This window comes from Janthinobacterium breve (assembly GCF_051380895.1).
Classification (GTDB): Bacteria; Pseudomonadota; Gammaproteobacteria; order Burkholderiales; family Burkholderiaceae_D; genus Janthinobacterium.
This window is the reverse complement of sequence record NZ_JBNYXY010000012.1, coordinates 160,691-184,395: the sequence shown is the minus strand read 5'-3', so window position 1 is coordinate 184,395 and position 23,705 is coordinate 160,691. Positions and strand designations below refer to the sequence as shown.

Annotated in this window: 16 protein-coding genes; 15 read left to right on the top strand and 1 reads right to left on the bottom strand. The window is 61.9% G+C overall.

Translation table 11 applies throughout. The annotated features are described in order from the left end of the window. The first annotated feature begins 37 nt into the window (after window positions 1–37). The 5 genes from prpB (at window position 38) to ACQ4W0_RS24230 (ending at window position 8,043) form a co-directional block, all read left to right on the top strand. A complete protein-coding gene (prpB, locus tag ACQ4W0_RS24250; protein ID WP_096236075.1) occupies window positions 38–925 on the top strand; it encodes a methylisocitrate lyase in 888 nt (295 codons plus the stop codon). Window positions 926–994: 69 nt separating this feature from the next. Continuing rightward, complete coding sequence (gene prpC, locus ACQ4W0_RS24245) at window positions 995–2,149, top strand: bifunctional 2-methylcitrate synthase/citrate synthase (protein WP_071076692.1); 1,155 nt, start codon at window positions 995–997, stop codon at window positions 2,147–2,149. Between the two features lie 23 nt (window positions 2,150–2,172). After that, on the top strand, window positions 2,173–4,767 hold the full coding sequence (gene acnD / locus ACQ4W0_RS24240) for a Fe/S-dependent 2-methylisocitrate dehydratase AcnD (protein ID WP_436579081.1): 2,595 nt from the start codon (window positions 2,173–2,175) through the stop codon (window positions 4,765–4,767). A gap of 99 nt (window positions 4,768–4,866) precedes the next feature. Continuing rightward, a complete protein-coding gene (gene prpF, locus ACQ4W0_RS24235; protein ID WP_436579080.1) occupies window positions 4,867–6,057 on the top strand; it encodes a 2-methylaconitate cis-trans isomerase PrpF in 1,191 nt (396 codons plus the stop codon). A 99-nt stretch (window positions 6,058–6,156) separates the two neighbouring features. After that, entirely contained in the window at window positions 6,157–8,043 is a 1,887-nt protein-coding gene (locus ACQ4W0_RS24230) for a propionate--CoA ligase (protein ID WP_436579079.1), read from the top strand. 44 nt (window positions 8,044–8,087) lie between these two features. Here the strand turns inward: ACQ4W0_RS24230 and ACQ4W0_RS24225 are convergent, their stop codons facing one another. Next, the gene (locus ACQ4W0_RS24225; RefSeq protein ID WP_426070253.1) at window positions 8,088–8,801 is read right to left on the bottom strand and encodes a S24 family peptidase; all 714 of its coding nucleotides are present in this window, start codon (window positions 8,799–8,801) and stop codon (window positions 8,088–8,090) included. 149 nt (window positions 8,802–8,950) lie between these two features. Between ACQ4W0_RS24225 and ACQ4W0_RS24220 the strand changes: the two genes are divergently transcribed. The 10 genes from ACQ4W0_RS24220 (at window position 8,951) to ACQ4W0_RS24175 (ending at window position 23,702) form a co-directional block, all read left to right on the top strand. Continuing rightward, entirely contained in the window at window positions 8,951–9,364 is a 414-nt protein-coding gene (locus tag ACQ4W0_RS24220) for a FeoC-like transcriptional regulator (RefSeq protein WP_436579078.1), read from the top strand. A gap of 25 nt (window positions 9,365–9,389) precedes the next feature. Further along, entirely contained in the window at window positions 9,390–9,932 is a 543-nt protein-coding gene (locus ACQ4W0_RS24215; RefSeq protein WP_436579077.1) for a hypothetical protein, read from the top strand. A gap of 340 nt (window positions 9,933–10,272) precedes the next feature. Further along, window positions 10,273–11,478: a phage tail tube protein gene (locus ACQ4W0_RS24210; protein WP_436579076.1), complete on the top strand. Its 1,206-nt coding sequence runs from the start codon at window positions 10,273–10,275 to the stop codon at window positions 11,476–11,478. Window positions 11,479–11,563: 85 nt separating this feature from the next. After that, window positions 11,564–12,007: a hypothetical protein gene (locus tag ACQ4W0_RS24205; protein WP_436579075.1), complete on the top strand. Its 444-nt coding sequence runs from the start codon at window positions 11,564–11,566 to the stop codon at window positions 12,005–12,007. Next, window positions 11,941–12,351, top strand: coding sequence for a phage tail assembly chaperone (locus tag ACQ4W0_RS24200; RefSeq protein ID WP_436579177.1), 411 nt, complete (start codon window positions 11,941–11,943; stop codon window positions 12,349–12,351). The genes ACQ4W0_RS24205 and ACQ4W0_RS24200 overlap by 67 nt, the downstream gene beginning before the upstream one ends. A gap of 51 nt (window positions 12,352–12,402) precedes the next feature. Then, entirely contained in the window at window positions 12,403–16,995 is a 4,593-nt protein-coding gene (locus ACQ4W0_RS24195; protein ID WP_436579074.1) for a phage tail length tape measure family protein, read from the top strand. Beyond that, window positions 16,992–18,461 (top strand): hypothetical protein, encoded by a 1,470-nt coding sequence (locus tag ACQ4W0_RS24190; RefSeq protein ID WP_436579073.1) that lies wholly within the window; start codon window positions 16,992–16,994, stop codon window positions 18,459–18,461. The genes ACQ4W0_RS24195 and ACQ4W0_RS24190 overlap by 4 nt, the downstream gene beginning before the upstream one ends. Further along, window positions 18,458–21,031, top strand: a complete 2,574-nt coding sequence (locus ACQ4W0_RS24185; protein ID WP_436579072.1) for a phage tail tip fiber protein — start codon at window positions 18,458–18,460, stop codon at window positions 21,029–21,031. The genes ACQ4W0_RS24190 and ACQ4W0_RS24185 overlap by 4 nt, the downstream gene beginning before the upstream one ends. Further along, window positions 21,031–21,861, top strand: coding sequence for a hypothetical protein (locus ACQ4W0_RS24180; RefSeq protein WP_436579071.1), 831 nt, complete (start codon window positions 21,031–21,033; stop codon window positions 21,859–21,861). The genes ACQ4W0_RS24185 and ACQ4W0_RS24180 overlap by 1 nt, the downstream gene beginning before the upstream one ends. Next, window positions 21,861–23,702: a hypothetical protein gene (locus tag ACQ4W0_RS24175; protein WP_436579070.1), complete on the top strand. Its 1,842-nt coding sequence runs from the start codon at window positions 21,861–21,863 to the stop codon at window positions 23,700–23,702. Before ACQ4W0_RS24180 ends, ACQ4W0_RS24175 begins: the two co-directional genes overlap by 1 nt. Window positions 23,703–23,705 lie beyond the last annotated feature (3 nt).

The window sequence follows — 23,705 nt, the reverse complement described above, 5'->3', positions numbered from 1 at the left end:
AACATTCGGGACGACCCGAATCCCATAAGGTGAACACATGACTCAATACTCCGCAGGTGCCGCATTCCGCAAGGCCGTCCAGGAAGAATCCCCGTTGCAAGTCGTCGGCGCCATCAACGCCAATCACGCCTTGCTGGCCAAGCGCGCCGGTTATAAAGCCATCTATTTGTCCGGCGGCGGTGTCGCGGCCGGCTCGCTGGGCTTGCCCGACCTGGGCATTTCCAGCCTGGATGACGTGCTGACCGATATCCGTCGCATCACCGACGTGTGCGACCTGCCGCTGCTGGTCGATGCCGACACGGGCTTCGGTTCGTCCGCTTTCAACGTGGCGCGCACCGTGAAATCGATGATCAAGTTCGGCGCTGCCGGCCTGCACATCGAAGACCAGGTAGGCGCCAAGCGCTGCGGCCACCGTCCGGGCAAGGAAATCGTGAGCAAGGAAGAAATGGTCGACCGCATCAAGGCGGCCGTCGATGCGCGCACGGACCCCAACTTTGTCATTATGGCGCGCACCGATGCGCTGGCCGTCGATGGCCTGGAAGCGGCACTGGAGCGCGCCGTGGCCTGCGTCGAGGCGGGCGCCGACATGATCTTCCCGGAAGCGATCACGGACCTGGACATGTACGCCACGTTCGCCAAGGCCGTCAATGTGCCTATCCTGGCCAACATCACGGAATTTGGTTCCACGCCGCTGTTCACGCTGGACGAACTGCGCAGCGCCCACGTGGGCCTGGCCCTGTATCCGCTGTCGGCCTTCCGCGCCATGAACAAGGCTGCCGACAACGTCTACCGCGCCCTGCGCCGCGACGGCACGCAAAAGAATGTCGTCGACACCATGCAGACGCGCATGGAGCTGTATGAATCGATCAATTACCACGACTTCGAGCAAAAGCTCGATGCGCTGTTCGCCGCGCAAAAGAAATAAGTAAAGAAGCAGGGGCCGCATGCCGGTCCCGCAGTAACGCACCCGAGACTATTCAATCTGGAGAACACAATGACCGCACCGCAAGTCGCTACTTTCAAGCCTAAAAAATCCGTCGCCCTGTCCGGCGTTACCGCCGGCAACACGGCGCTGTGCTCGGTCGGCAAGACCGGCAACGATTTGCACTACCGCGGCTACGACATCCTGGACGTGGCCGACAGCTGCGAATTCGAGGAAATCGCCTACCTGCTGGTGCACGGCAAGCTGCCCACAGCGGCCGAACTGAAAGGCTACAAGGCAAAGTTGAAGTCCCTGCGCGGCCTGCCGTCGGCTGTCAAGTCGGCCCTGGAAGCGCTGCCGGCCGCCGCCCACCCGATGGACGTGATGCGCACGGGCGTGTCCGTCCTGGGCTGCACCTTGCCGGAAAAAGACGACCATAACGCGCCTGGCGCGCGCGACATCGCCGACCGTCTGATGGCGTCGTTCGGCTCCATGCTGCTGTACTGGTACCACTACAGCCATAACGGCAAGCGCATCGAAGTGGAAACGGACGACGACTCGATCGGCGGCCACTTCCTGCACCTGCTGCACGGCGAAAAGCCGTCGGCGTCGTGGGAAAAAGCCATGCACACCTCGCTGATCCTGTACGCGGAACACGAATTCAACGCCTCGACTTTCACCAGCCGCGTCATCGCCGGCACGGGTTCCGACATCCATTCGGCCATCACGGGCGCCATCGGCGCGCTGCGTGGCCCGAAACACGGCGGCGCGAACGAAGTGGCGCTGGACATCCAGAAGCGTTACGACAATGCCGACGAAGCGGAAGCGGACATCCGCGAGCGCGTCGCCAACAAGGAAGTGGTGATCGGCTTCGGCCACCCCGTCTATACGATTTCCGACCCGCGCAATAAAGTCATCAAGGAAGTGGCCCGTTCGCTGTCGCAGGAAGCGGGTTCCACGAAAATGTTCGACATCGCTGAGCGCCTGGAATCGGTCATGTGGGAAATCAAGAACATGTTCCCTAACCTGGACTGGTTCTCGGCCGTGTCGTACCACATGATGGGCGTGCCGACGGCGATGTTTACGCCGCTGTTCGTCATTTCGCGCACCTCGGGCTGGGCCGCCCACATTATCGAGCAGCGCATCGACAACAAGATCATCCGTCCGAGCGCCAACTACGTCGGCCCGGAAGATCTGGAATTTGTGCCGATCAAGGACCGCAAATAATGAGCGCCGCAATGAGTACTCCCATGAATACCCTGCACCGCAAGCCCTTGCCGGGCACCCAGCTAGACTATTTCGACACGCGTGCCGCCGTCGATGCGATCCAGCCAGGCGCCTACGCCACCTTGCCCTACACCTCGCGCGTGCTGGCCGAAAACCTCGTGCGCCGCTGCGACCCTGCCACCTTGAATGCTTCCCTGAGCCAGTTCATCGAACGTCGCCGCGACCTCGATTTTCCATGGTTTCCCGCCCGCGTCGTCTGCCATGACATCCTGGGCCAGACGGCCCTGGTCGACCTGGCTGGCCTGCGCGACGCCATCGCTGCCCAGGGCGGCGACCCGGCCCTGGTCAACCCGGTGGTGCCGACGCAGCTGGTGGTCGACCACTCGCTGGCCGTTGAATGCGGCGGCTTCGACCCCGATGCTTTTGCCAAGAACCGCGCCATCGAAGACCGCCGTAACGAAGACCGTTTCGACTTCATCGACTGGACGAAAAAGGCGTTCAAGAACGTCGACGTGATCCCGCCAGGTAATGGCATCTTGCACCAGATTAATCTGGAGCGCATGTCGCCCGTGATTCAGGTACAAAATGGCGTGGCCTATCCTGATACCCTGGTGGGCACGGATTCGCACACGCCGATGGTCGACGCGCTGGGCGTGATCGCCATCGGCGTGGGCGGCCTGGAAGCGGAAAGCGTGATGCTGGGGCGCGCTTCATGGATGCGTTTGCCCGACATCATCGGCGTCAAGCTTACGGGCAAACCGCAGCCGGGCATCACGGCCACCGACACGGTGCTGGCGTTGACGGAATTTTTGCGCAAGCAGAAGGTCGTCTCGTCCTACCTTGAATTCTTTGGCGAGGGAGCATCGCACCTGACTCTGGGCGACCGCGCTACGATCTCGAATATGGCGCCGGAATTCGGCGCCACGGCCGCCATGTTCTACATCGATGCGCAAACCATCAAGTATCTGAAACTGACGGGCCGCGACGACGAACTGGTGAAGCTGGTGGAGCTGTATGCGAAGGAAACGGGCCTGTGGGCCGACAGCCTAGTCGACGCGCAATACGAGCGCGTGCTGACGTTTGACCTGTCGTCCGTGGTGCGCAATATCGCCGGGCCATCGAATCCGCACAACCGTGTGCCGACGTCGGAACTGGCCGCGCGGGGGATTTCCGGCGTGGTGGAAAACGAGCCGGGCAAGATGCCGGACGGCGCCGTCATCATCGCGGCCATCACCAGCTGCACGAATACGAACAACCCGCGCAACATGATCGCCGCAGGTTTGATCGCGCGCAATGCGAACCGCCTGGGCCTGACGCGCAAGCCGTGGGTCAAATCCTCGCTGGCGCCCGGCTCGAAAACCGTGGAACTGTATCTGCAGGAAGCGGGCTTGCTGCCGGAGCTCGAAACATTGGGCTTCGGCGTCGTGGCATTTGCCTGCACTTCGTGCAACGGCATGTCGGGCGCGCTCGATCCCGTCATCCAGGATGAAGTGGTGTCGCGCGACCTGTACGCCACGGCTGTCTTGTCGGGCAACCGCAACTTCGACGGCCGCATCCACCCCTACGCGAAACAGGCTTTCCTCGCCTCGCCGCCGCTGGTGGTGGCCTACGCGATTGCCGGCACCATCCGCTTCGACATCGAAAAGGACGTGCTGGGCATCGCCCCGGATGGCAAGCCTGTCCTGTTGAAGGATATTTGGCCATCCGACGAGGAAATCGACGCCATCGTCGCATCCAGTGTCAAGCCGGAGCAGTTCCGCAAGGTGTACATCCCCATGTTTGCCGCGCAGGCGGATGACGGCATCAAGGTCAGCCCCCTGTACGACTGGCGTCCGAATACCACATACATACGCCGTCCGCCGTACTGGGAAGGCGCGCTGGCCGGCGCACGCCCATTGAAAGGCATGCGTCCGCTGGCCGTCCTGGGCGATAACATCACCACCGACCATTTGTCGCCATCGAACGCCATCATGCTCGATAGCGCGGCCGGCGAATACCTGGCGAAAATGGGTTTACCCGAGGAAGACTTCAATTCCTACGCCACGCACCGGGGCGACCATTTGACGGCGCAGCGCGCCACGTTTGCCAATCCGACGCTGAAAAACGAGATGGTGATCGAAGATGGCAAGGTGAAGGCCGGTTCGCTGACGCGCATCGAGCCGGAAGGCACCATCTCGCGCATGTGGGAAGCCATCGAGGTGTACATGGAGCGCAAGCAGCCCTTGATCATCATCGCCGGCGCCGACTATGGCCAGGGTTCCTCGCGCGACTGGGCCGCCAAGGGCGTGCGCCTGGCCGGCGTGGAAGCCATTGTGGCCGAAGGCTTCGAGCGCATCCACCGCACCAACCTGGTGGGCATGGGCGTGCTGCCGCTGGAATTTTTGTCTGGCGTGAACCGCAAGACCCTGGGCCTCGATGGCAGCGAAACCTATGACGTCGTGGGCGAGCGCACGCCGCGCTCCACCCTGACCTTGCTGATCCACCGCAAGAACGGCGAAACGCTCGAAGTGCCCGTCATCTGCCGCCTCGACACGGCGGAAGAAGTGTCGATTTACGAGGCGGGCGGCGTTCTTCAACGCTTTGCGCAAGATTTCCTCGAGTCTTCCAAAGTCGCGTAATTCACGATTGATGCAACGTAAATCTGGGGTCAGACCCGCCGGGTCTGACCCTAGCTCTTTGCCTCCGGGTTTAATGACACAATCAACGCAGGAATTTCAATGACCCACATCCCCCAAATCAAAATCCCCGCCACCTACATGCGTGGCGGCACCAGCAAGGGCGTGTTCTTCCGCCTGCAGGATTTGCCCGCCAGAGCGCAAGTGCCGGGCGCGGCGCGCGACGCGCTGTTGCTGCGCGTGATCGGCAGCCCCGACCCGTACGGCAAGCAGATTGACGGCATGGGCGGCGCCACTTCGAGCACCAGCAAAACGGTGATCCTGGCAAAAAGCGCCAAGCCGGAGCATGACGTCGACTATCTGTTCGGCCAGGTTTCCATCGACAAGCCGTTTGTCGACTGGAGCGGCAACTGCGGCAACCTGTCCGCTGCCGTCGGCTCGTTCGCCATTGCCAGCGGCCTGGTGGACGCTGCGCGCGTGCCGCGCGACGGCGTGGCCACGGTGCGCATCTGGCAAGCCAATATCGGCAAGACCATCATCGCCCACGTCCCCGTGACGAACGGCGAAGTGCAGGAAACGGGCGACTTCGAGCTCGACGGCGTGACCTTCCCGGCCGCCGAAGTGAAACTGGAATTCCTCGATCCGGCCGCTGAGGAAGAGGGCGGCGGCGGAGCTATGTTTCCTACTGGAAACCTGGTCGATGACCTCGACGTACCCGGCATCGGCACATTGAAAGTCACGATGATCAATGCCGGCATCCCGACGATTTTTGTCGATGCGCACGCCATCGGCTACACGGGCACGGAACTGCAGGACGCCATCAATGGCGACCCGGCCGCGCTGGCCCGCTTCGAGACCATTCGCGCGCACGGCGCCCTGCGCATGGGCCTCATCACCCACCTGGACGAAGCGGCGAAGCGCCAGCATACGCCGAAAGTGGCCTTTGTCGCCAAGCCGGCCAGCTATGTCTCGTCCAGCGGCAAACAGGTGGAAGCGGGTGAGATCGACCTGCTGGTGCGCGCCATGTCCATGGGCAAGCTGCACCACGCCATGATGGGCACGGCGGCTGTTGCCATCGGCACGGCGGCAGCCATTCCCGGTACCCTGGTGAACCTGGCGTCGGGCGGCGGGCCACGCAATAACGTGCGCTTCGGCCATCCGTCCGGCACCCTGATGGTGGGCGCGGAAGCGGCGCTGCTCGATGGCCAATGGAGCGTCACCAAGGCCATCATGAGCCGCAGCGCGCGTGTACTGATGGAAGGGCTTGTGCGCATTCCCGGCGACGCGTTTTAGGACGCAATACGCAGGCAGATGGCAGGCAGATGACACGCAGACGGCACGCATAAAGCTGCGCCCAAGCCCGACACAGATTGCACGCATACCGGAGGAGACATGAATTTCGCAGCATTTTATCAACGCTCGATCGACACGCCAGACGTTTTTTGGCGCGAGGAAGCGGAAAAGATCGATTGGCATACGCCGTTTTCGCAAGTGCTTGATTATTCCCGTCCGCCGTTCGCCAAATGGTTCGTCGGCGGCACCACCAATTTGTGCCACAACGCCGTTGACCGCTGGGTGGACAGCCAGGGCGATGCGGCCGCGCTGATCGCCATTTCCACCGAAACCAATACCGAGCGCACCTACAGTTTTCGCGAGCTGCAGCGCGAAGTGGAGCGCTGCGCCGCCATCCTGCAGTCGCTGGGCGTGGTCAAGGGCGACTGCGTCCTGATCTACATGCCGATGATCGCCGAGGCGGCCTTTGCCATGCTCGCTTGTGCCCGCATCGGCGCCGTGCATTCCGTGGTGTTCGGCGGTTTTGCCGCCAACAGCCTGGCCAGCCGCATCGACGATGCGCAGCCCAAACTGGTGTTCTCCGCCGATGCCGGTTCGCGCAATGGCAAGGCGATCGCCTACAAGCCGCTGCTCGACGAAGCCATCCGCATCGCCGCGCACAAGCCGCAGCAGGTGCTGCTGGTCGATCGCCAGTTGGTGTCGATGGAACTGACGCCGGGCCGCGACGTCGATTACGCCACCCTGCGTGCGCAGCACCTGGACGCGCAGGTGCCCGTCACCTGGCTCGAATCGAACGAGCCGTCGTATGTGCTGTACACCTCGGGCACGACGGGCAAGCCGAAGGGCGTGCAGCGCGACGTGGGCGGCTATGCGGTGGCGCTGGCGTCGTCGATGCAGTACAACTTCTGCGGCAAGGCCGGTGAAACCTTCTTTGCCACCTCGGATATCGGCTGGGTGGTGGGCCATTCCTACATCGTGTATGGCCCGCTGATCGCCGGCATGGCCACCATCTTGTACGAGGGTTTGCCGATCTGTCCCGATGCGGGCATCTGGTGGAGCATCGTTGAAAAATACAAGGTCACGCGCATGTTTTCGGCGCCAACGGCGATCCGCGTGCTGCGCAAGCACCCGGTGGAACTGATGCGCAAGCACGACTTGTCTTCCCTGAAGGCGCTGTATCTGGCGGGTGAGCCGCTCGATGAAACCACCTCGCAATGGATCGCCGATGAACTCAAAGTGGACATCATCGACAACTACTGGCAGACGGAGACGGGCTGGCCGATCCTGTCGGTGGCGAAAGGCGTGTCAGACACGCCGACGCGCCTGGGCAGTCCGGGCCTGGCCATGTACGGCTACCAGGTCAAGCTGCTCAACGAAGCGACGGGAGAGGAGTGTGGCGCCAATGAGAAGGGCGTGCTGGTGCTGGAAGGTCCGCTGCCGCCGGGTTGCATGCAGACGGTGTATGGCGATGACGAGCGTTTCGTCGACACCTACTGGTCCACCTTCAGCGGCCGGCAAGTGTATTCCACCTTCGACTGGGGCGTGCGCGATGCGGACGGCTATTACTTCATCCTGGGCCGCACCGATGACGTGATCAACGTTGCCGGCCACCGCCTGGGCACGCGCGAAATCGAGGAAAGCATCTGCAGCCATCCGAACGTGTCGGAAGTGGCGGTGGTGGGCGTGGAAGACAAGCTCAAAGGCCAGGTGGCGATGGCTTTCGTGATCCTGAAGGACCCGCAAGGCTTCGACAGCGTCGAAGCGAAAGCGGCACTGGAACGCGAAGTGATGGCTGTGGTAGACCGCCAGCTGGGCGCCGTGGCGCGGCCCGCGCGCGTGCTGTTCGTGCCACAGCTGCCGAAGACGCGTTCGGGCAAGCTGCTGCGCCGCTCGATCCAGGCTATCTGCGAAGGCCGCAGCCCGGGCGACCTGACGTCGATGGACGATCCGGCATCGCTGCAGCAGATCCAGGCAGTATTGGCTTAAGTACCATGATGCAAGCGAAGTTTATCATTCGATAAATTTCGCTCTCAAATACGGTCGCTTTCCTTGCGTACGACCCTGCCCACGATCAGGCATTCATTGCCGCGGCACAGCTTGCGGTGGTATTTGCGCTGGTCCGGGTTGTCCGAGGTCAGCCACCATTCGCCGATGTCGCGCGCCATGCGCTTGACCACCGGCTCGCCTTCGTAATTGATGGCAAAGACAATGCCGTCGGCCGGCCGGTTGTCGGCCGTATTGATGATCACCACGTCGTCCTCGTACAGGGCCGGCTCCATGCTCTCGCCCTTGACCTTGATCGCCACCAGTTTTTCAGGGTGGTAGCCATTGCGCTCGACCCAGCTGCGCGGCACGCTGATGGTGCTGCCGTCGTGCGTTTCCGGTTCGATCGCAAAGCCCGTGATGCCGGCCGACAGGCGCAACTTGACCTTGCGGATCGGGTAGAAGCGCTCATCTTCGCCATCGACCACCACCACCGGCCGCACGTCACCCAGCGCGCGTGCCGCCAGCGCCGCCTGGTCGGGCGCCGCACCCTGGTCGAAGTACATGCTGTCCAGCTGCAGGTCCGCTTCCAGCTTGCGCGCGATTTTTTCACTGAAGGCGCGTCCCTCGCGGTACGTGGGCGAGAGGATTTGCGAGATGCGCGCCTCGCTCCAGCCGCTGACGTCGGAAATTTTCTTGCGCGTGTTGTCGTAGTGCTCGCGGATCAGGGCCAGCAGGCGGTCGCGTCTGTATTGATACATATTCATCTCCACATTAAACCTGAAATTTACCGTTTGATAAATTACCAAATGCTTGACTTTAACATTAGCGATTGATAAAGTCCACTCGTTGCCTGTCGCAAACGCACTACAGCGTCTGCCGGCGGGCAGCACCACGGGAGGTCAGGCAGATGTTGAACAGCAGTCAGTTGGTGGAAAGCAGGGCGGTGCCAGGGCAGGGGCGCCAGCTACAGGGGCGCAGCAAGAAGTCGCAGCTGCATATCGCCCGCATCGTGCAGTACATACACGAGCAGGGCCAGGCCAGCGCGGCACAATTGTCCGCCTTGCTGGGACTCGATGCGGGCACCATGAGCCGCTATTTGCGCCACATGTGCGGCATGGGACAGATCCACCTGGCGCAGCGCCACTGTACGGAACCGGGGCGCCAGCGGCCCGCCCTGTACGCGCTGGGCGAACAGGACGAGGAGGCCGACGGCTGGGCCGAACTGCCGCCGCAAGTGCGCCGCACGGCCAACTGGCCACGCGGTGCGGCGCGCCGCGATCCGCTGGTGGCGGCCCTGTTCGGACCGGCGCAAGAAAACTAAGACAAGAATCAACGAGGAGAAATTCATGGGGTTTGCAGAAAAATACATCGCATCGCTGTCGTCGCAGAACCTGCGCGACAATGCCGTCCACCACGACCTGGATGTCATCGCGGCGGCCGCGCTGGCCGGCGACATGGGCGCCTTGCTGTGCCGCGTCAAATACGCGGACGGTACCGTCAGCCGTCTGTTCGAGGGCAATGCGGGCAACCTGGCGCAGCTGCTGCGCGCCTGGACGGCGTCCGTGACGCAGAAGGGCCGCGCGCGGCGCTGGGTCAAGGCGCATACGGCCTGGGATGCGCAGGCAGCCAATACTTTGTACCGCCGCGTGGCCGAAGCCTCGCTCGCTCATTGGCTCGACAGCAAATGCAAGGTCTGCCACGGTACGGGCGTGGTCGCTGCCACGCAGGCTGGCGTGCCTGTCGCTTGCCAGGCTTGCCACGGCGGTGGAGAAGCGGCCATCAGCTGCTCCGGCGGCTTCGAGCTGGAACGCATCAAGGACATGGTCAGCGAGCTCGAAGGCATTTTCCAGTCGCACGGCGCCCGCGCCATGCGCCGCCTCGGTCACTAAAAAGTTTTTGCAATATGCCTGGCACGGAAAAAAACGCCCCTACAATAGAGTATCGATCACGCAGTAACAGAAACACCGGCAACACCGCAGTACAGCAGGATCACATGCTTCTCCACTCGTAATAGACGCGCTCAAGGCGCGACACCGATAGGGGAAATCAGCGCAGCGAACCGCCTTCATGGCCGCATTCGCCCATCGTCCGCCCGGTATGGCCCCGTGCCATCCGGACGCCAGCCCGCCGCCTCACCGTGCGCGGGCTTTTTATTTTCCTGATACTTGGCAGTTCCCCCTCAAGACCGCATATGCGGTCTTTTTTTTCATCCCACGAAAGGTATTACTTATGGCATCGACAGCAAACGGCATCGACAGCTTGATCGTTATCAGCAAACAAAGCGCGGAAGGCAGCAAGGCCGCCGCCGGCGGCGGCCAGATTTATCCCCGCGTCACGGCCACTTTCGACACGGAAGCGGACAAGTACGCCAGTGCCGAAATCGACGCCAGCCAGCAGCAGGGCGATACCCGCCTGGGCAACTTCCGTACCACGGGCGCCATCAAGGCCGAAGCGGCATGCGGCACGTATGCGCCGCTGATGGCGGCGCTGCTGCGCCGCGATTTCACGGCCGGCGGCGTCGCTGCCGCGCAAACCACCATCGCGGCGGCCGCCACGGGCCTGACGCGTAGCGCTGGTTCCTGGCTGGCCGACGGCTTCCGTGCCGGCAGCGTGGTGCGCATCACTGGCATGACGGCGCCGGCCGCCGCCAACAATGCGAAGAACTTCTTCGTTACCTCCGTCACGGCCATCAACCTGAATGGCCAGTTCATGGACGGCTCGGCGATGATCGTCAAGGCGGCCGGCGACTCGGTCGGCGTGGCGGCAGTGGGCAAGCGCAGTTTCACGCCGTTGACGGGTCATACCACCGACTGGTTCACGGCCGAAGTGCAGGACCCGAAGATCGGCGTGCACCGCAGCTTCGTCGACCAGCTGGTTAGCAAGATGGACATCGCCGTGCAGCCGAACGGCATCACCAGCCTGGACTTCACCCTGATGGGCAAGGCGGAAGGCCCTACCACCGCCGTGCCGTACTTCCCCGCGCCGCTGGCCGCGCCTGGTTCCGGCAAATTCTCGGGCGCCACGGCGATGCTGTCCGTGAACGGCATCCCGTCGCAGATCTGCACCGGCATGTCGGTCTCGCTCGACGGCCAGGTCAAGGTTGACCCGGTGATCGGCTCGAAGTACGCCACGGCCGCCTCGCGCGGCAAGGTGATGGGCTCGGGCCAGTTCACGGTGCTGCTGCAGGACGCCACCTACCTCGACTACTTCAAGTCCGAGACGGAAATCCCGCTGGCTTACGCCATGGCGTCGGGCACGGCGCCGGCAGCCGACGTGTTGGCGCTGGCCATGGGCCGCATCAAGATCACCTCGGCCAAGATCGACGACGGCGAGAAAAACAAGATCGTCACCTGCGCCTTCGACGTCCTGCGCTACAAGGGCACCGATGCGCAGCACGAAGCGACCACCTTGACCATCCAAGACAGCGCGCTGTAAGCGGCTGACATTTGCATTGGGGCCGGCCTTGATGGCGGCCTTTTTACCTTTTACCCCATTTGAATTCCTTCAGAAAGCAGCACACATGAACAACGCACAAAAAATCCAGGCAGGTTTCGACATCGGCAATATCCACGCGGCTGCCACTCCCGTCACCTTCGACGTGCCCGTCATTTTCGACGCGGACGGCGAAGCGGTGGCTGGTTTGACCATCGTCGGCAAGAACAGCGAGCAGTATCGCGTGGCCAACAACGCCGTGCGCGCAGAAGGCTACAAGAAATCGGCGCGCCGCAAGACGGCCATCGACGCCTCCACCGACGAAGGCGCGGAACTGCTGGTGCAAGCCATCGACGGCAACCAGAAGCGCCTGGCGCTGGCCGTAGTCACGGGCTGGTACGGCTTCACCAGCAACGGCGCACCCGTGCCGCTCAATCCGGCGCTGCTGGAAGCCGCCTTTGAAAAATACCCGACCTGGCAGGAAAAGGTCACCACGGCGCTGGAAAACGAGTCGAATTTTTTGAAGCTCTGACGGCCAGCCTGCTGCGCTACGCCGGGCACCAGTTCGAGCGCGGCGCGCGGGCGGCCGATGGTCATGCCAAGGGCGAGCATATCGATGCTGCCCGGCGCCATCCGCTGTACCGTGCGCCGCCCGAAGAGGCGACGCCGCCCATGCCGTTCGAGCTGGCCCACGTGTGGGAATGGTTTGCGCAATTGAACCGCAAGCGGCAGAACGGCATGGCCGTCAACCCCATCGCCAGCACGGAAATTCTCGCCTGGCAGGCGCGTCACGCCATCGCCATCGAGCCGTTCGAGCACCAGTTGCTGGACCAGCTCGACGCGCTGTTTTTGTCGCACCAGCATGCGGCGGGCTGACCCGCATTTTCCAACCCGGCCGCCATGCGCGGCTTTTTTTATGGGCCAACCATGCCAGAGATAACAGAGTTAAAAATTGCCGTGAATGCGGCAGAGATCAAGGCGGGAACGCAGGCAGTGAATGACCTGGCAGCCGCCAGTAAACAGACAGGCGAACAGGCCGAGGAAGCCAGTAGCAAGTTTCGCAATTTTGAACCACGGGTGCGCGCGCAGGCCGAAGCGGCACGCATGGCGACCGAGGTGAACATCGCCATGGGAAAAGGCGGTAGCGATGCCGCGGACGGCCTGCTCAAGGCGTTGGAAGCTGTCGATGGCTTTGCCAAGGCCTCGGCCAAGATCGGCGAAGGCGGCTTGAATGCCGACATCGGGAAGATCAAGGACGGCTTGGGAGAGATGGCCAATGCCACCGGCTTGACGGAACTGGCCATGAAGCGCCTGGGCGCGGGGCCGCTGTTGGCGCTGCAGATGGCGGCCGACGTGGCGGCGTTCGTGGCCGAGGCCTTCGTGCAGGGTCAGCTGGAATCGGACAAGTTTTCGCGTGCCCTGGAGCTGACCGGCAATGCCGCCGGCATCACGGAAGGCCAGTTCAACACCATGGTAGCGTCGGTTTCCGATGCCAGTCAAGGCGGCCTGGGCGATACCCGCGTGGTCTTGCAGACTTTGGTGGAAACGGGCCAGTTCACCAGTGAAGCGCTCAATTCCGTGGGCGCGGCTGCTGTCACCATGGCGCAAATGAATGGCCAATCGGCCGGTGCCGTGGCGGCCGACTTCGCGACGATGGCCGACGGCGTCACCAACTGGGTCGACACGCACGATAAAAACTACAACATCTTGACAGGCGCCCAGTACGCGCATATCGCCGCGCTGGAAAAGGAAGGCAAGACGCAGGAAGCCATGGTCGTGGCGAGCGACTTGATCAATGCAGGCCTGCAAAAACGCGCTGAAAAGCTCAGCATGATCGGTACCTTGCTGCAAGGTAGCAAAAATCTCTGGTCCAGCTTCATGGATGGCATGCGTTCCATCGGACGCGAAGAGACGCCGGAAGACGAAATTGAAAAAATAAAGAAACGCACGGCTGACGTGCGCCGCACGGGCCAGCTGGTTCCCGGTACGCATCCGGGGGCACGCCTGACGGGCGACCAGATGCAGCAGTTCGAGCAGGAGCAGGCCAAGGCCCTGGCTGTGGCAATGAACAAGCAGACGCAGCTCGAGGCAAAGGCGAAGGCCGATCAGGCGGAATCGAAACGCAATGCCGAGGGCAAGCAGGCGGTCAAGGAGCTGGACGAGTTGCAGAAGCGCTATGTCACCAGGGCGCAGCGCGAAACAGCGGAAATCAAACAGCTTGAGGAGACCCTGGCCAATGCCAGGGCCGCAGGTGTTCCCTTCTCTCCCGAAAAGGAGAAAGAGCTGCGGCAGAATATGCGAGCCTCGTTTGCGGCACCTTCCCGGACTGCCGCAGCTGCCAGGACTGCAGCACCTCCAGAGGCAGGTTCCGATCCCCGTGATGCCGTGCTGGCAGGTGAGTTGCAATCGATCCAAACCGCGTTGCGCATCAAGACCGAGGGTTATGACCAGCAGGCCAAGCTTGACGAAGCGCGCCGCAAGGGCGGTGCCTTGAGCGAGGATGAGTTTTTTGCGAGCCGCCGCGTGGCGATCCGCGCGCGCGGAGATGCAGAGGTGGCAGCCTACCAGCAACAGGCCGAGGTCTTGACAGGTTTTCAGGCGAAGACGGCGCAGGGCCGCCAGGAAAACGTCAACAAGATCGCCGAGGCGGGCGCGGCGCAGTTGCGCGTGCAGCAGCAGGTCAACGCCGATCTGGCGCAACTGGAGGAAACGGCGCGCCAGGAGAAGGAAGCGGCAGCGAAGAAACGCGAAGAGGAGGCCGCGGCAAAGGAGACCAAGAAGCGTGCCGACAACAAGGCGGCGGATGAAAAAACGTGGAAAGACACGGTCGATGGTGCCAAGGCCATGGGCGATGCGCTGGAAAAAGCGTTTGGCAAGGCAGGGGCGGCGGTAGGCAAGATGGGCGCGGCTTTTGCAGATTATCAGAAGGCCCAGCGTGACATTCAACGCACCCTGAGCGAAGGGCTCACGGACGCCAAGGACGACAAGCCCAAACAAGAAGCTGCGCATGCCAAAGCCCGCGAGGATGGCGCGCAGGCACAGATCAAGGGTTACCGGGACATGGCCGGCGCAGCCAAGGGCTTCTTCAAGGAAAACAGCACTGGTTATAAATTGATGGAAGGGGCCGAAAAAGCTTTCCGCGCGGTGGAAATAGCCGGCCAATTGCAAAAACTGGCCACCAGCCTGTTTGTATCGGGCTCGTCTGCCGCGGGCGTGGTCGTCGGGCAGGCGACAGAGACGGGTGCAGTGATGGCCGGCCAGACCGCGCAGAATGCGGCCAAGGTACCTGGCGTGTTCATGTCTTTCATGAGCTCCATGGGACCGTGGGGCTATGCGGCAGCGGCAGCGGCGATTGCCGCCGTGCTGGGCGGGGCCTTCAGCGGCGGCGGTGGCGGCGTCGACACGACGGCCAAGGATCGCCAGGCCGCTAACGGCACTGGCACTGTGCTCGGTGATTCATCCGCGAAATCGGAGTCGATCACCAAGAGCCTGGAAATCATGGAGAAAAACTCCGGCCTGGGCCTGGCGTATTCCTCGTCGATGGTGGTCTCGCTCAAGCAGATCGTCTCGGGCATCGGCGGCCTGGGCAGCTTGCTGGTGCGCTCGGACATCCTGACGTCCGCATTGGGAACCAAAGGCAGCTCCAGCGGCGGCTTCATCGGTAATGTCGTCAGCAGCATCTTTGGCGGCAAGACCACGGTGCAGGATGTGGGGATAGTCACTAACTCGTCGCGCCTGGGCGACCTTGATACTAAGCGCTTCGACGTGAATTCCTATGTCGATATCAAGAAGTCCGGCGGTTGGTTTTCCAGCGACAAGAAGTCCACGAATCTCACGGCCCTGGGACTGGAAACGAATGACCAGTTTACGAAAATCGTTCTCGGCCTGCGCACGAGCATCGTCTCTGCCGCCGACTTGCTGGGCATGGGCGGCGATGCCTTCACGGTGCGCTTGAATTCTTTCGTCGTCAGCCTGGGCAAGATCAGCCTGAAGGACCTGAAGGGCGAGGAAGTGCAAAAGGCCCTGGAAGCGGCTTTTTCCAAGCTGGGCGATGACATGGCGAAGTTCGGCGTGGGCGGCCTGGAAAAATATCAGGCCGTGGGCGAGGGCTACCTGGAAACCTTGGCGCGTGTGGCCAACAACTACATGCAGGTGTCGGATGTGCTGGCCGTGTTGGGCAAGTCGTTCAACACCTCCGGCCTTTCCGCGGTGGCGCTGAGCGAAAGCCTGATTAACGCGGCGGGCGACCTCGATACCCTGACCAGCGGCACCAGTTTCTTCGTGCAGAACTTCCTGAACGAAGCCGAGCAGATGGACCCTATCACCAAGTCGGTGCGCGGCGCCATGGCTGCGATGGGACAGTCCGGCGTGACGACGAGCGAGCAATTCAAGGCGCTGGTGCTGGCGCAGGACTTGAACACGGTCGCCGGCCAGAATATGTATGTCCAGCTGCTTGCCATCGCCGAGCCGTTCAAGAAGGCCGCCGACTATGCGGCCGACCTGGCTGCCGCCACGGGTGAACTGGCCGAAGTGAGCAAGACGGCCAGCGATATCGCCAGCGAACGCAGGGACCTGCAACAGCAGTTGAACGAACTGACGAAGACTGAAGCGCAGCTGCTGGCCGCCCAACGCGCCGGCATCGCCGACGGCAACCGGGGATTGTTCGACCAGATCCAGGCCGTCAAGGCGGTGACCAGCGCGAAGGATGCGCTGTCCAAGGCCTACGAGACGGAATCCGCAGCGGCCAAGTCGGCGCTGGAGAAGTCGAAATCGTGGGTGACGACCCTGAACGGACTCAATTCCAGCATGGCGCTCGGGGGCCAGTCGACGCTGACGCCGGAGCAGAAGTATGCGGAGGCACGCGCCCAGTTCGAGAAGACCCTGGCGGCCGCGAATGCGGGTGACACGACGGCGCAATCAGGGCTGTCTGCCGCCGAACAGGCGTTTTTGACGGCATCGCAAGTGGTCAACGCCTCCGATGCACGTTATGCGGCGGATTATGCCCGCGTGGTGGAAGCGAACAAGGAAGCGTTGAAATGGGCGGCCGCGCAAGTCGACGTGCAGCAGGCCAGCCTGAACGCGCTCAATGCCCAGGTATCGGGCTTGATCACGATTAATGACAGCGTGCTGACGGTGGCGCAGGCTATTGCCGGCCTGCGGGCCGCGATGGGCGGTGCTGTGGACCTGGGCGTGCAATTCAGCAATCCTCCCGTGGTCGCTGCACTGGCAGCGATGACAACCCCGGTCGCGGCGGCCGTGTTCGACCCCGTGCGCTACTCGTCGGCGGCGAACGTCGGTTCCGACGTACTGGTGGCCGAAATCCGCGGCCTGCGCGAAGACAACCAGGCCTTACGCGTGGAGCTGGAAGGCTTGCGCGCCGATCAGCGGGCGCAGACGGGCGCCACCATCCAGGCCACCTTTGAATCGAATGCCAACGCCGCCAGGACGGTGGTCGATGGCGTGGACAAATCGTCCCGGGCATCCGCCTGGGCCAATGCAGTGAAAGGAGAGTACGCATGACCGCTGCACAATTTCAGGAGTGGCTGCAAAGCCCGTCGGCCATCCGCATGGTGCTGATCGAGGCGCAAGTGAATGTGGCCGGCAGCGAAGTGACGCGATATATCGCTTCGCGGACCTACGTTACCGGGCCGGCTGAGGTGCCGGCCAATACCGCGTACCAGCCGCTGGCCAAGGGCGGTCTGGCCTTCACGGAACAGGTCAGCCTGTCCGGCGAGGCTGGGCTGTCGGGCGGCGATATCGAACTCGATAACGCCGATGGCGCGCTCGATGGCTGGCTGAATGATGTCTGGATGAACCGGCCGATCAAGGCCTGGGCCGGCGATCCTTCCTGGCCGCGTGCCGACTTCCAGCTGGTCTTCGACGGCATCATCGCCGACGTGGCCAGTGCGGGGCGCGAGTCGGTCAACCTGGTACTGCGAGACAAGCTGCAGCGCCTGAATACGCCGATCTCCGAGGCCAAGCTGGGGGGCAAGACGCCGAACAAGGACGCCATCCTGCCGATTCCCTTCGGCGAGTGCCACAACGTGGCGCCCTTGCTGACCAATCCGGCCACCCTGGAGTACGGTTTTTTCGGTGCGGTCGAATCGACGTTCGAGGTGCGCACCAACGGCAAGCCGATTGCCGTGGCCTTGAATGACCAGGCGGGACGCTTCAACCTGACCACCGATCCGTTTTCCACCACGATCACGGCCAGCGTGCAGGGCGACAAGGGCGGCGGCTATGCGCCGCGCATCGCGCCGCTGGTGCAGCGCATCGCCACTGCCTACGGCAAGGCGGCCGACCGTTTTACGCTGGCGGACCTGGACCTGGACAACCTGGCCGCCTTCGATGCAGCCCACCCGCAGCCGGTGGGTCTGTATGTTGCGGACCGCACGAACCAGGCGCAAGCCATCCAGCAACTGGCGGCCAGCGTGGGCGCCCAGGCGATCATGTCGCGCACCGGCCAGCTGCGCCTGGTACAGATCGCGCTGCCGGCCGCCGGCGTGCCGGTGGCGGTCGGTCCGGAACAGATGCGCGAACGCTCGCTGCGTCCCGCGCAGCGTCTGCCCGTGACTGCTGCCGTGAAGATCGGCTTCGACCGGAACTGGACGCTGCAGGCGGCCTTGACGACCAGCATTCCGCCCGCGCATGCCGACCTGTATGCCACCGAATGGCTGACGGAGACGGTCGTCGACGCGGCGGTGCGCACGCGTTATCGCCTGAGCGACGACCCGGTGCAGATCGATACGTGCCTGAAGACGCGCGCCGACGCCCGTGCGGAAGCGCAGCGGCGTCTGGCCCTGAACAAGGTGCCGCGCACCATTTATGAATTCGATGGAGAACCCGAGATGATGATGCTGGAACTGGGACAGCCCGTGCAACTGCGCGCTGAACGATTTGGCTTGCAGGATGGCGTGCCGGGCGTGGTGGTACTGCTGTCGCGCTTCTGGCTGACGGGCAGAGTGACGGTGGGGGTGCTCGTATGAGCGCGATTATGGGGGAACGCGACAAGTTGTTGCAGGCGACGGCGGAGCGCTTCAGCACCACGGCCGATGGCAAGGCGATCCTGATGTCTGCCAGTACGCCCGTCTTTCGCGTCAATAGTGCCGGCGACGGCGCGCCCGGCTCGATCGCCATTACCGCCAAGCCCATAAACGTGGTGGGCGATATCGTCTTTTCGGTATCCGCCGGTACGGAGCTGCGGATAACCGGTAACGTGGCCACGGTTGATTTTGCCAGCATGAGCACTGACACGGCGCTGGTGCAGGCCCGCATCCGGGAATTCGGCGTCGATTACCTCGCCAATTACATGGTCAGCAAGGTCTTCGACGGCGCCGCCGGCGAGACGGGGCTGGCGGGATTGAACACGGGCCAGGCCTTCGCCTACAAGCGCGCCGCCGCTGCGCCAGCTGATACGCCCGGCGACGTGATCTATGCTTTTTCCACGGCGACCATCACGACACCGGCTGGCAACGACCTGGCCAATGGCTGGTCGAAGAATATCCCGGCCGGCACGGCGCCGCTGTACGTGCGTGTGGCCGCCGCCAGCTCTCGCAATGCCACGGACAGTATCGCCGCCAATGAGTGGGCTGGGGCGGTGCAACTGGCCAAGGACGGTGCCGATGGTTTGAACGTGATTCCCGTACCCATCTATCAGCGTGGCGCGACCAATATTGCGCCGCCGCTGCCCACCGCCATCTGCACGTTTACGTTTGCCACGGGCACATTGGCGGGGCTGAACAACGGCTGGAAGACCCAGGTGCCGTCTGCGGGCGGCGCCTATCTTTTCATGTCCGGCGCGACGGCCGCTTCACGCGCAGCGACCGATGACATCGCCCCAGGCGAATGGGCGGCCGCTGCGCGCTTGGCCGCCGATGGTGCCACCGGCCAGCGCGGCACGGTGACGGTAACGGCGCCTGGTTACTCGGCCTGGTCGGATGCTTCGGCCGTATATGAGCTGGGCCGTGCCGGCTATGGTGCGCCGCTCAACCGCGACGTGGTGACCTTGTATGACGCCACGCATGCGGTGACGAAATATTTTGACAACGGGGGATGGCTGGTACTTGGCACGGTGTTGAATGGCAATCTGCTGGTCAACGGGTCGGTGGCCACCCAGGCGCTGGCGGCAGACTCTGTTACTGCTGAAAAGATTGATGCGCGCGGCTTGAGCATCAAGGATGCAGCTGGCAAGATTATCCTCAGCGCTGGCACGCCCCTGACGGCGGAGTATATGAATGCGGGGATAGGGGCGGGCAATCTGATCAGCAATTCCGGCCCCTATCCCGACACGATAGGCGGGTTTGGCCTGGAGTATTCCTACGCGCCGGAATTGTCCGTTGTTATTGCAAGCCCTCTGCTTTACAGGCCGACCGGCGCCGGTGGCGTATACATGCGGTGCCCCGGGACCGTTCCAGTGGGCGCCGTGGCTATTATGACCCCGAGGCAGGCTAGCGCATTCCGAAAATTTCCGGTGATTTCTGGCGTGCGCTATGAGTTCAGCATCTACATGACTACCCATCGCTGCAAGGGCGTGGCAAACATCGCCTTTTTCGACGGCTTGGGCGCTTATATAACTGAGATGCCTGGGAATGTTGTGGATAGCGTGTCGTCCACAGGCCCTCTGAGCGCATGGCCAAGATCTGTGGTATTTGCTGCGGCGCCGGCAGGGGCAGCTTACGCATCTGTGCGTGGTGTGCTTGTTGGCAAGGGAGAAGTCGATGCCTACCTTTTTACCTCATCATGGTATTTCGGCGTGGCGCTGGCCGCGCAGACGGTGCCATCGGCTTGGGCGGATGGCCCAGGGGCTGGTTTTGGCGACAATCTTTACGGCCAAATCACGCCGATCAATTCGCCGACTTACATCGCTAACGCCGCCATTTTAAACGCGCAGATTGGCGGCGACATTTATAGCAGTAATTGGAATGGCAGTACGACAGGATGGAATCTGGACCGGAATGGGAATTTCTATGCGAACAGTGGCACTTTTCGTGGCGAACTACTTGGTGCGTCTGGCACTTTTTCCGGGAAATTGACGGCAACGACAGTTATTGCCGGACGGGGGCAAAACGAAAATAATACAACGTTCATCGATTTTAACGCTACCGGTAGTATGCCGTTTATCTATGCTGGCTCGGGAGCCGTGCGGATTACGGCCGATGGAGAGGGTACTTTTGCCCGCAGACTCCTGTCACCACCGAATCTGGTGCGCCGTGGAAAGACGCCCATTTCTCCAGGGCTAGTTGGATGGATTGGTGAAGAATATCGCCCCTTTACCGTTTACATCGATACCGGGGAAGCATTCGAGGTTGCATGGCATGAGGCTCCGTCGGACACTTTTTTGGCCACCGCGACGATTTCAGACGGTAAATCGAGCCGGGACGGTGGCTGCAATGGTTATTGCGAAGCGTCTGTTGTTGTTGGTGATGGCCTCAGAAGTACTAGTGCCTCCCTCCTGCCTATCGATAATCGGATATACATTCGATTTACCTGGACCCCTGTCAGTGGCAATGGCTACATTATCCCAACTGAGATCACCTGGAAACTGGTGAAAATTTAATGAAAAATCTACGTATTCTCTACGACAACGCTGCCGACCGCGCAGTGTTGACGGCATCGAGCCAGGCCGGTGCGCTGGGACCGGCCAATCTGCAGCGAGAAGTAAAGTCCATGGTGCTGCGTTCAATTAGAACGTTGCAGACCATCACGGCGACGTGGCCGTCTCCGGAAATTGTCGGTGGCGTAACCCTGCCGTTTTGCAACCTGACCCCGGGGGCAACCATTCGCGTGCGTGGCTACGTCGAGCCTGGCGATACTGTGCCAGCCATCGATAGTGGCGTCATGCCGGCGTGCGAGTATGCGCGGCTGGGCATGTGGGACTGGGGCGCATTGCCGCTGGGCTTGAATGCCTACAGTTACGGCGGCGGTACGTATGCGCGGTGCTGGTTCCAGATGCGCAGCATCAGGAAGCTGGTGATCGACCTGGCCGACCCGGACAATCCTGCCGGCTATATCGAGGCCGCGCGGCTGGTCGCAGGGGCTTACTGGAGTCCCGAACAAAATGCTGCGTATGGCGCTGGTATCGCGACAGTTGATACCAGCAGCCAGTACCGCAACGGTGCTGGCGAACAAAAGGTGGAGCGCGGCGTGATGTACCGCAAGCTGTCGCTGGCGCTCGATCATATGACGCCGCTGGACCGGGCCGAGTTGTGGCGCATCGTGCGCGGCAACGGCCTGTCGCGCCCGCTTTTCGTCAGCCTGTATCCGGACAGCGATGATGTCGAGCTGGAACAGGCGCACCAGGTGTATGGGCGCCTGGCCAATCTGGCCGCCATCACCACACCATCTTTCCAGGCTTATGCCACCAACATTGAAATTGAGGAGCTGTAATGGGTGATTTTTTTTACTATGGTCAGAAGGATACGATTCAGCGCTTGAACGAGCTGGCTGGACGGGGCGCCGTGGTGGCGTCGTATGCGCCAGCTGTGGGGCTGTCGCCACTTGGCGGGTCGAATGGTTATATGAATCCGGCATGGATTGATCCGGCTATTCCGATCCGGTCAGATAAGCCGCTCGGTGCTGGAGGTACGGCCAAGTATGGGTATGATTACCTGCAGAACGGCGGAGGAGCGCGGTGCCTTCTTGTAGCGCAGATTCCTGTAGGTACCTACGCATCTTTGCGAATTAGTGGGGTACAGACATTCTTTTCCGGAGGCGTATGGCAGAGTACCGAAGTAAACATTGTTATTCATGGGCAGGACGGCCTGAAAGTTGAATGGCATGCCAACGGCCGGCGCTCCGAGCAAACTAGCTTTTTAGTTACTCTTCTGGGCGATGGCGCATACAACGTATATGCATATTTAGGGCCAGGGGCATACTGCCGCTGCTCGTTTGACCTGCTAGGAAGTGGTGCTACAACGTTCTCATCCCCTGCGGAAACTTCTGCTGTGACGGGAACCCTGGTATTTAACACTGCGGAAACGGTGGGAGCAGCCGGGTATGTGGCCCCACGTTGGTATGATTTTCCAAGTCCTGGCGCTGGTACACTATTTAACAAAGCCGTCGGGGCTGGTGACGGGGGTATTACGACATCATTCCTGTCCGCAGGAGCTTTAGTAAGTGAGCTATCCCCAGGGGTAGGTAAGGAGGTGCTAAGGCTTGGTGTTGGCGGTATAGGCGGTTTTGCTTATACTGGGTGCTTTGGGTTATTGGCCTCATCTGGTACTGGCTCGATGCAAAAAGAAGGGTATCGATTATCCGTAAAAGCGTACGACACAGGGTCTAATACATGGTCCGTTGATTTGCTTGGTATTAAAGGCAATGGCCAAGTCTACATGCCTCTGTTAAAAGCAGGCAGCAATGATGCTTCCCTATTACACCATAATATTTCCGGCCCTTCTGGTTCTGTTGAGAATGCGGAGATTGTTTACATAGGACGTGATGGTGCTGCACAGCCCAGTGTTGGAATCCGGGCGTCTAACGGTGCTGGCGGGTGGGGAACAATAGCCTCTGTGCTGTATGTTGGCTCGGCATCTACAGGGCGTAGCGTAAACTGTGTCGGGACAGTAAACACAAGCGGCAACGACTATGCCGAGTACATTTTCAAAAGCCCCGCATGTGGCGTCGTCGCCCCAGGGCAACTTGTAGGCATCACCGCTGACAATAAAGTCACTGACCAGTGGGCCGATGCCGTCATGTTTTCGATCAAATCGACCGCTCCCTCATTTGTCGGTGGCGATTCCTGGGCCAGCGATGTGGGATCGCGCCCATCGCCCCAGGCTGGAGCAGTGCCGACCCAGCCCGAGCACCGCGTAGATGTGGTCACACAGCGGCCAGTGCCCGGCGCTAATCCACCGGAATACGAGAACGTGGTCACCGAACCCGGCGACACCGATGACGAATGGGCGGAAAAGCAGGCCACCTACACCGCCGCGCTGGCCGCCCACAACATCGTCGTGCAGCAGGACGCCGAGGCCATGGCCACCTTCGACGCGGCGCTGGAAGTCGAGCGCCAGAAGGTTGACCGCATCGCCATCGCCGGCCGCGTGCCGGTCAACGTGCAGGGCGCACAGCCAGGCGATTACATCGTGCCGATGCAGGATGGTACTGGTATTCAGGGCATCTCCGTGCACGAGGACGACCTCACCATGAAGCAGTACATGCACGCTGTCGGCCGCGTGATCTCGATTGAGCCGGACGGCCGGGCTTATGTGATGGTCAAGGCCGTGTAGCAA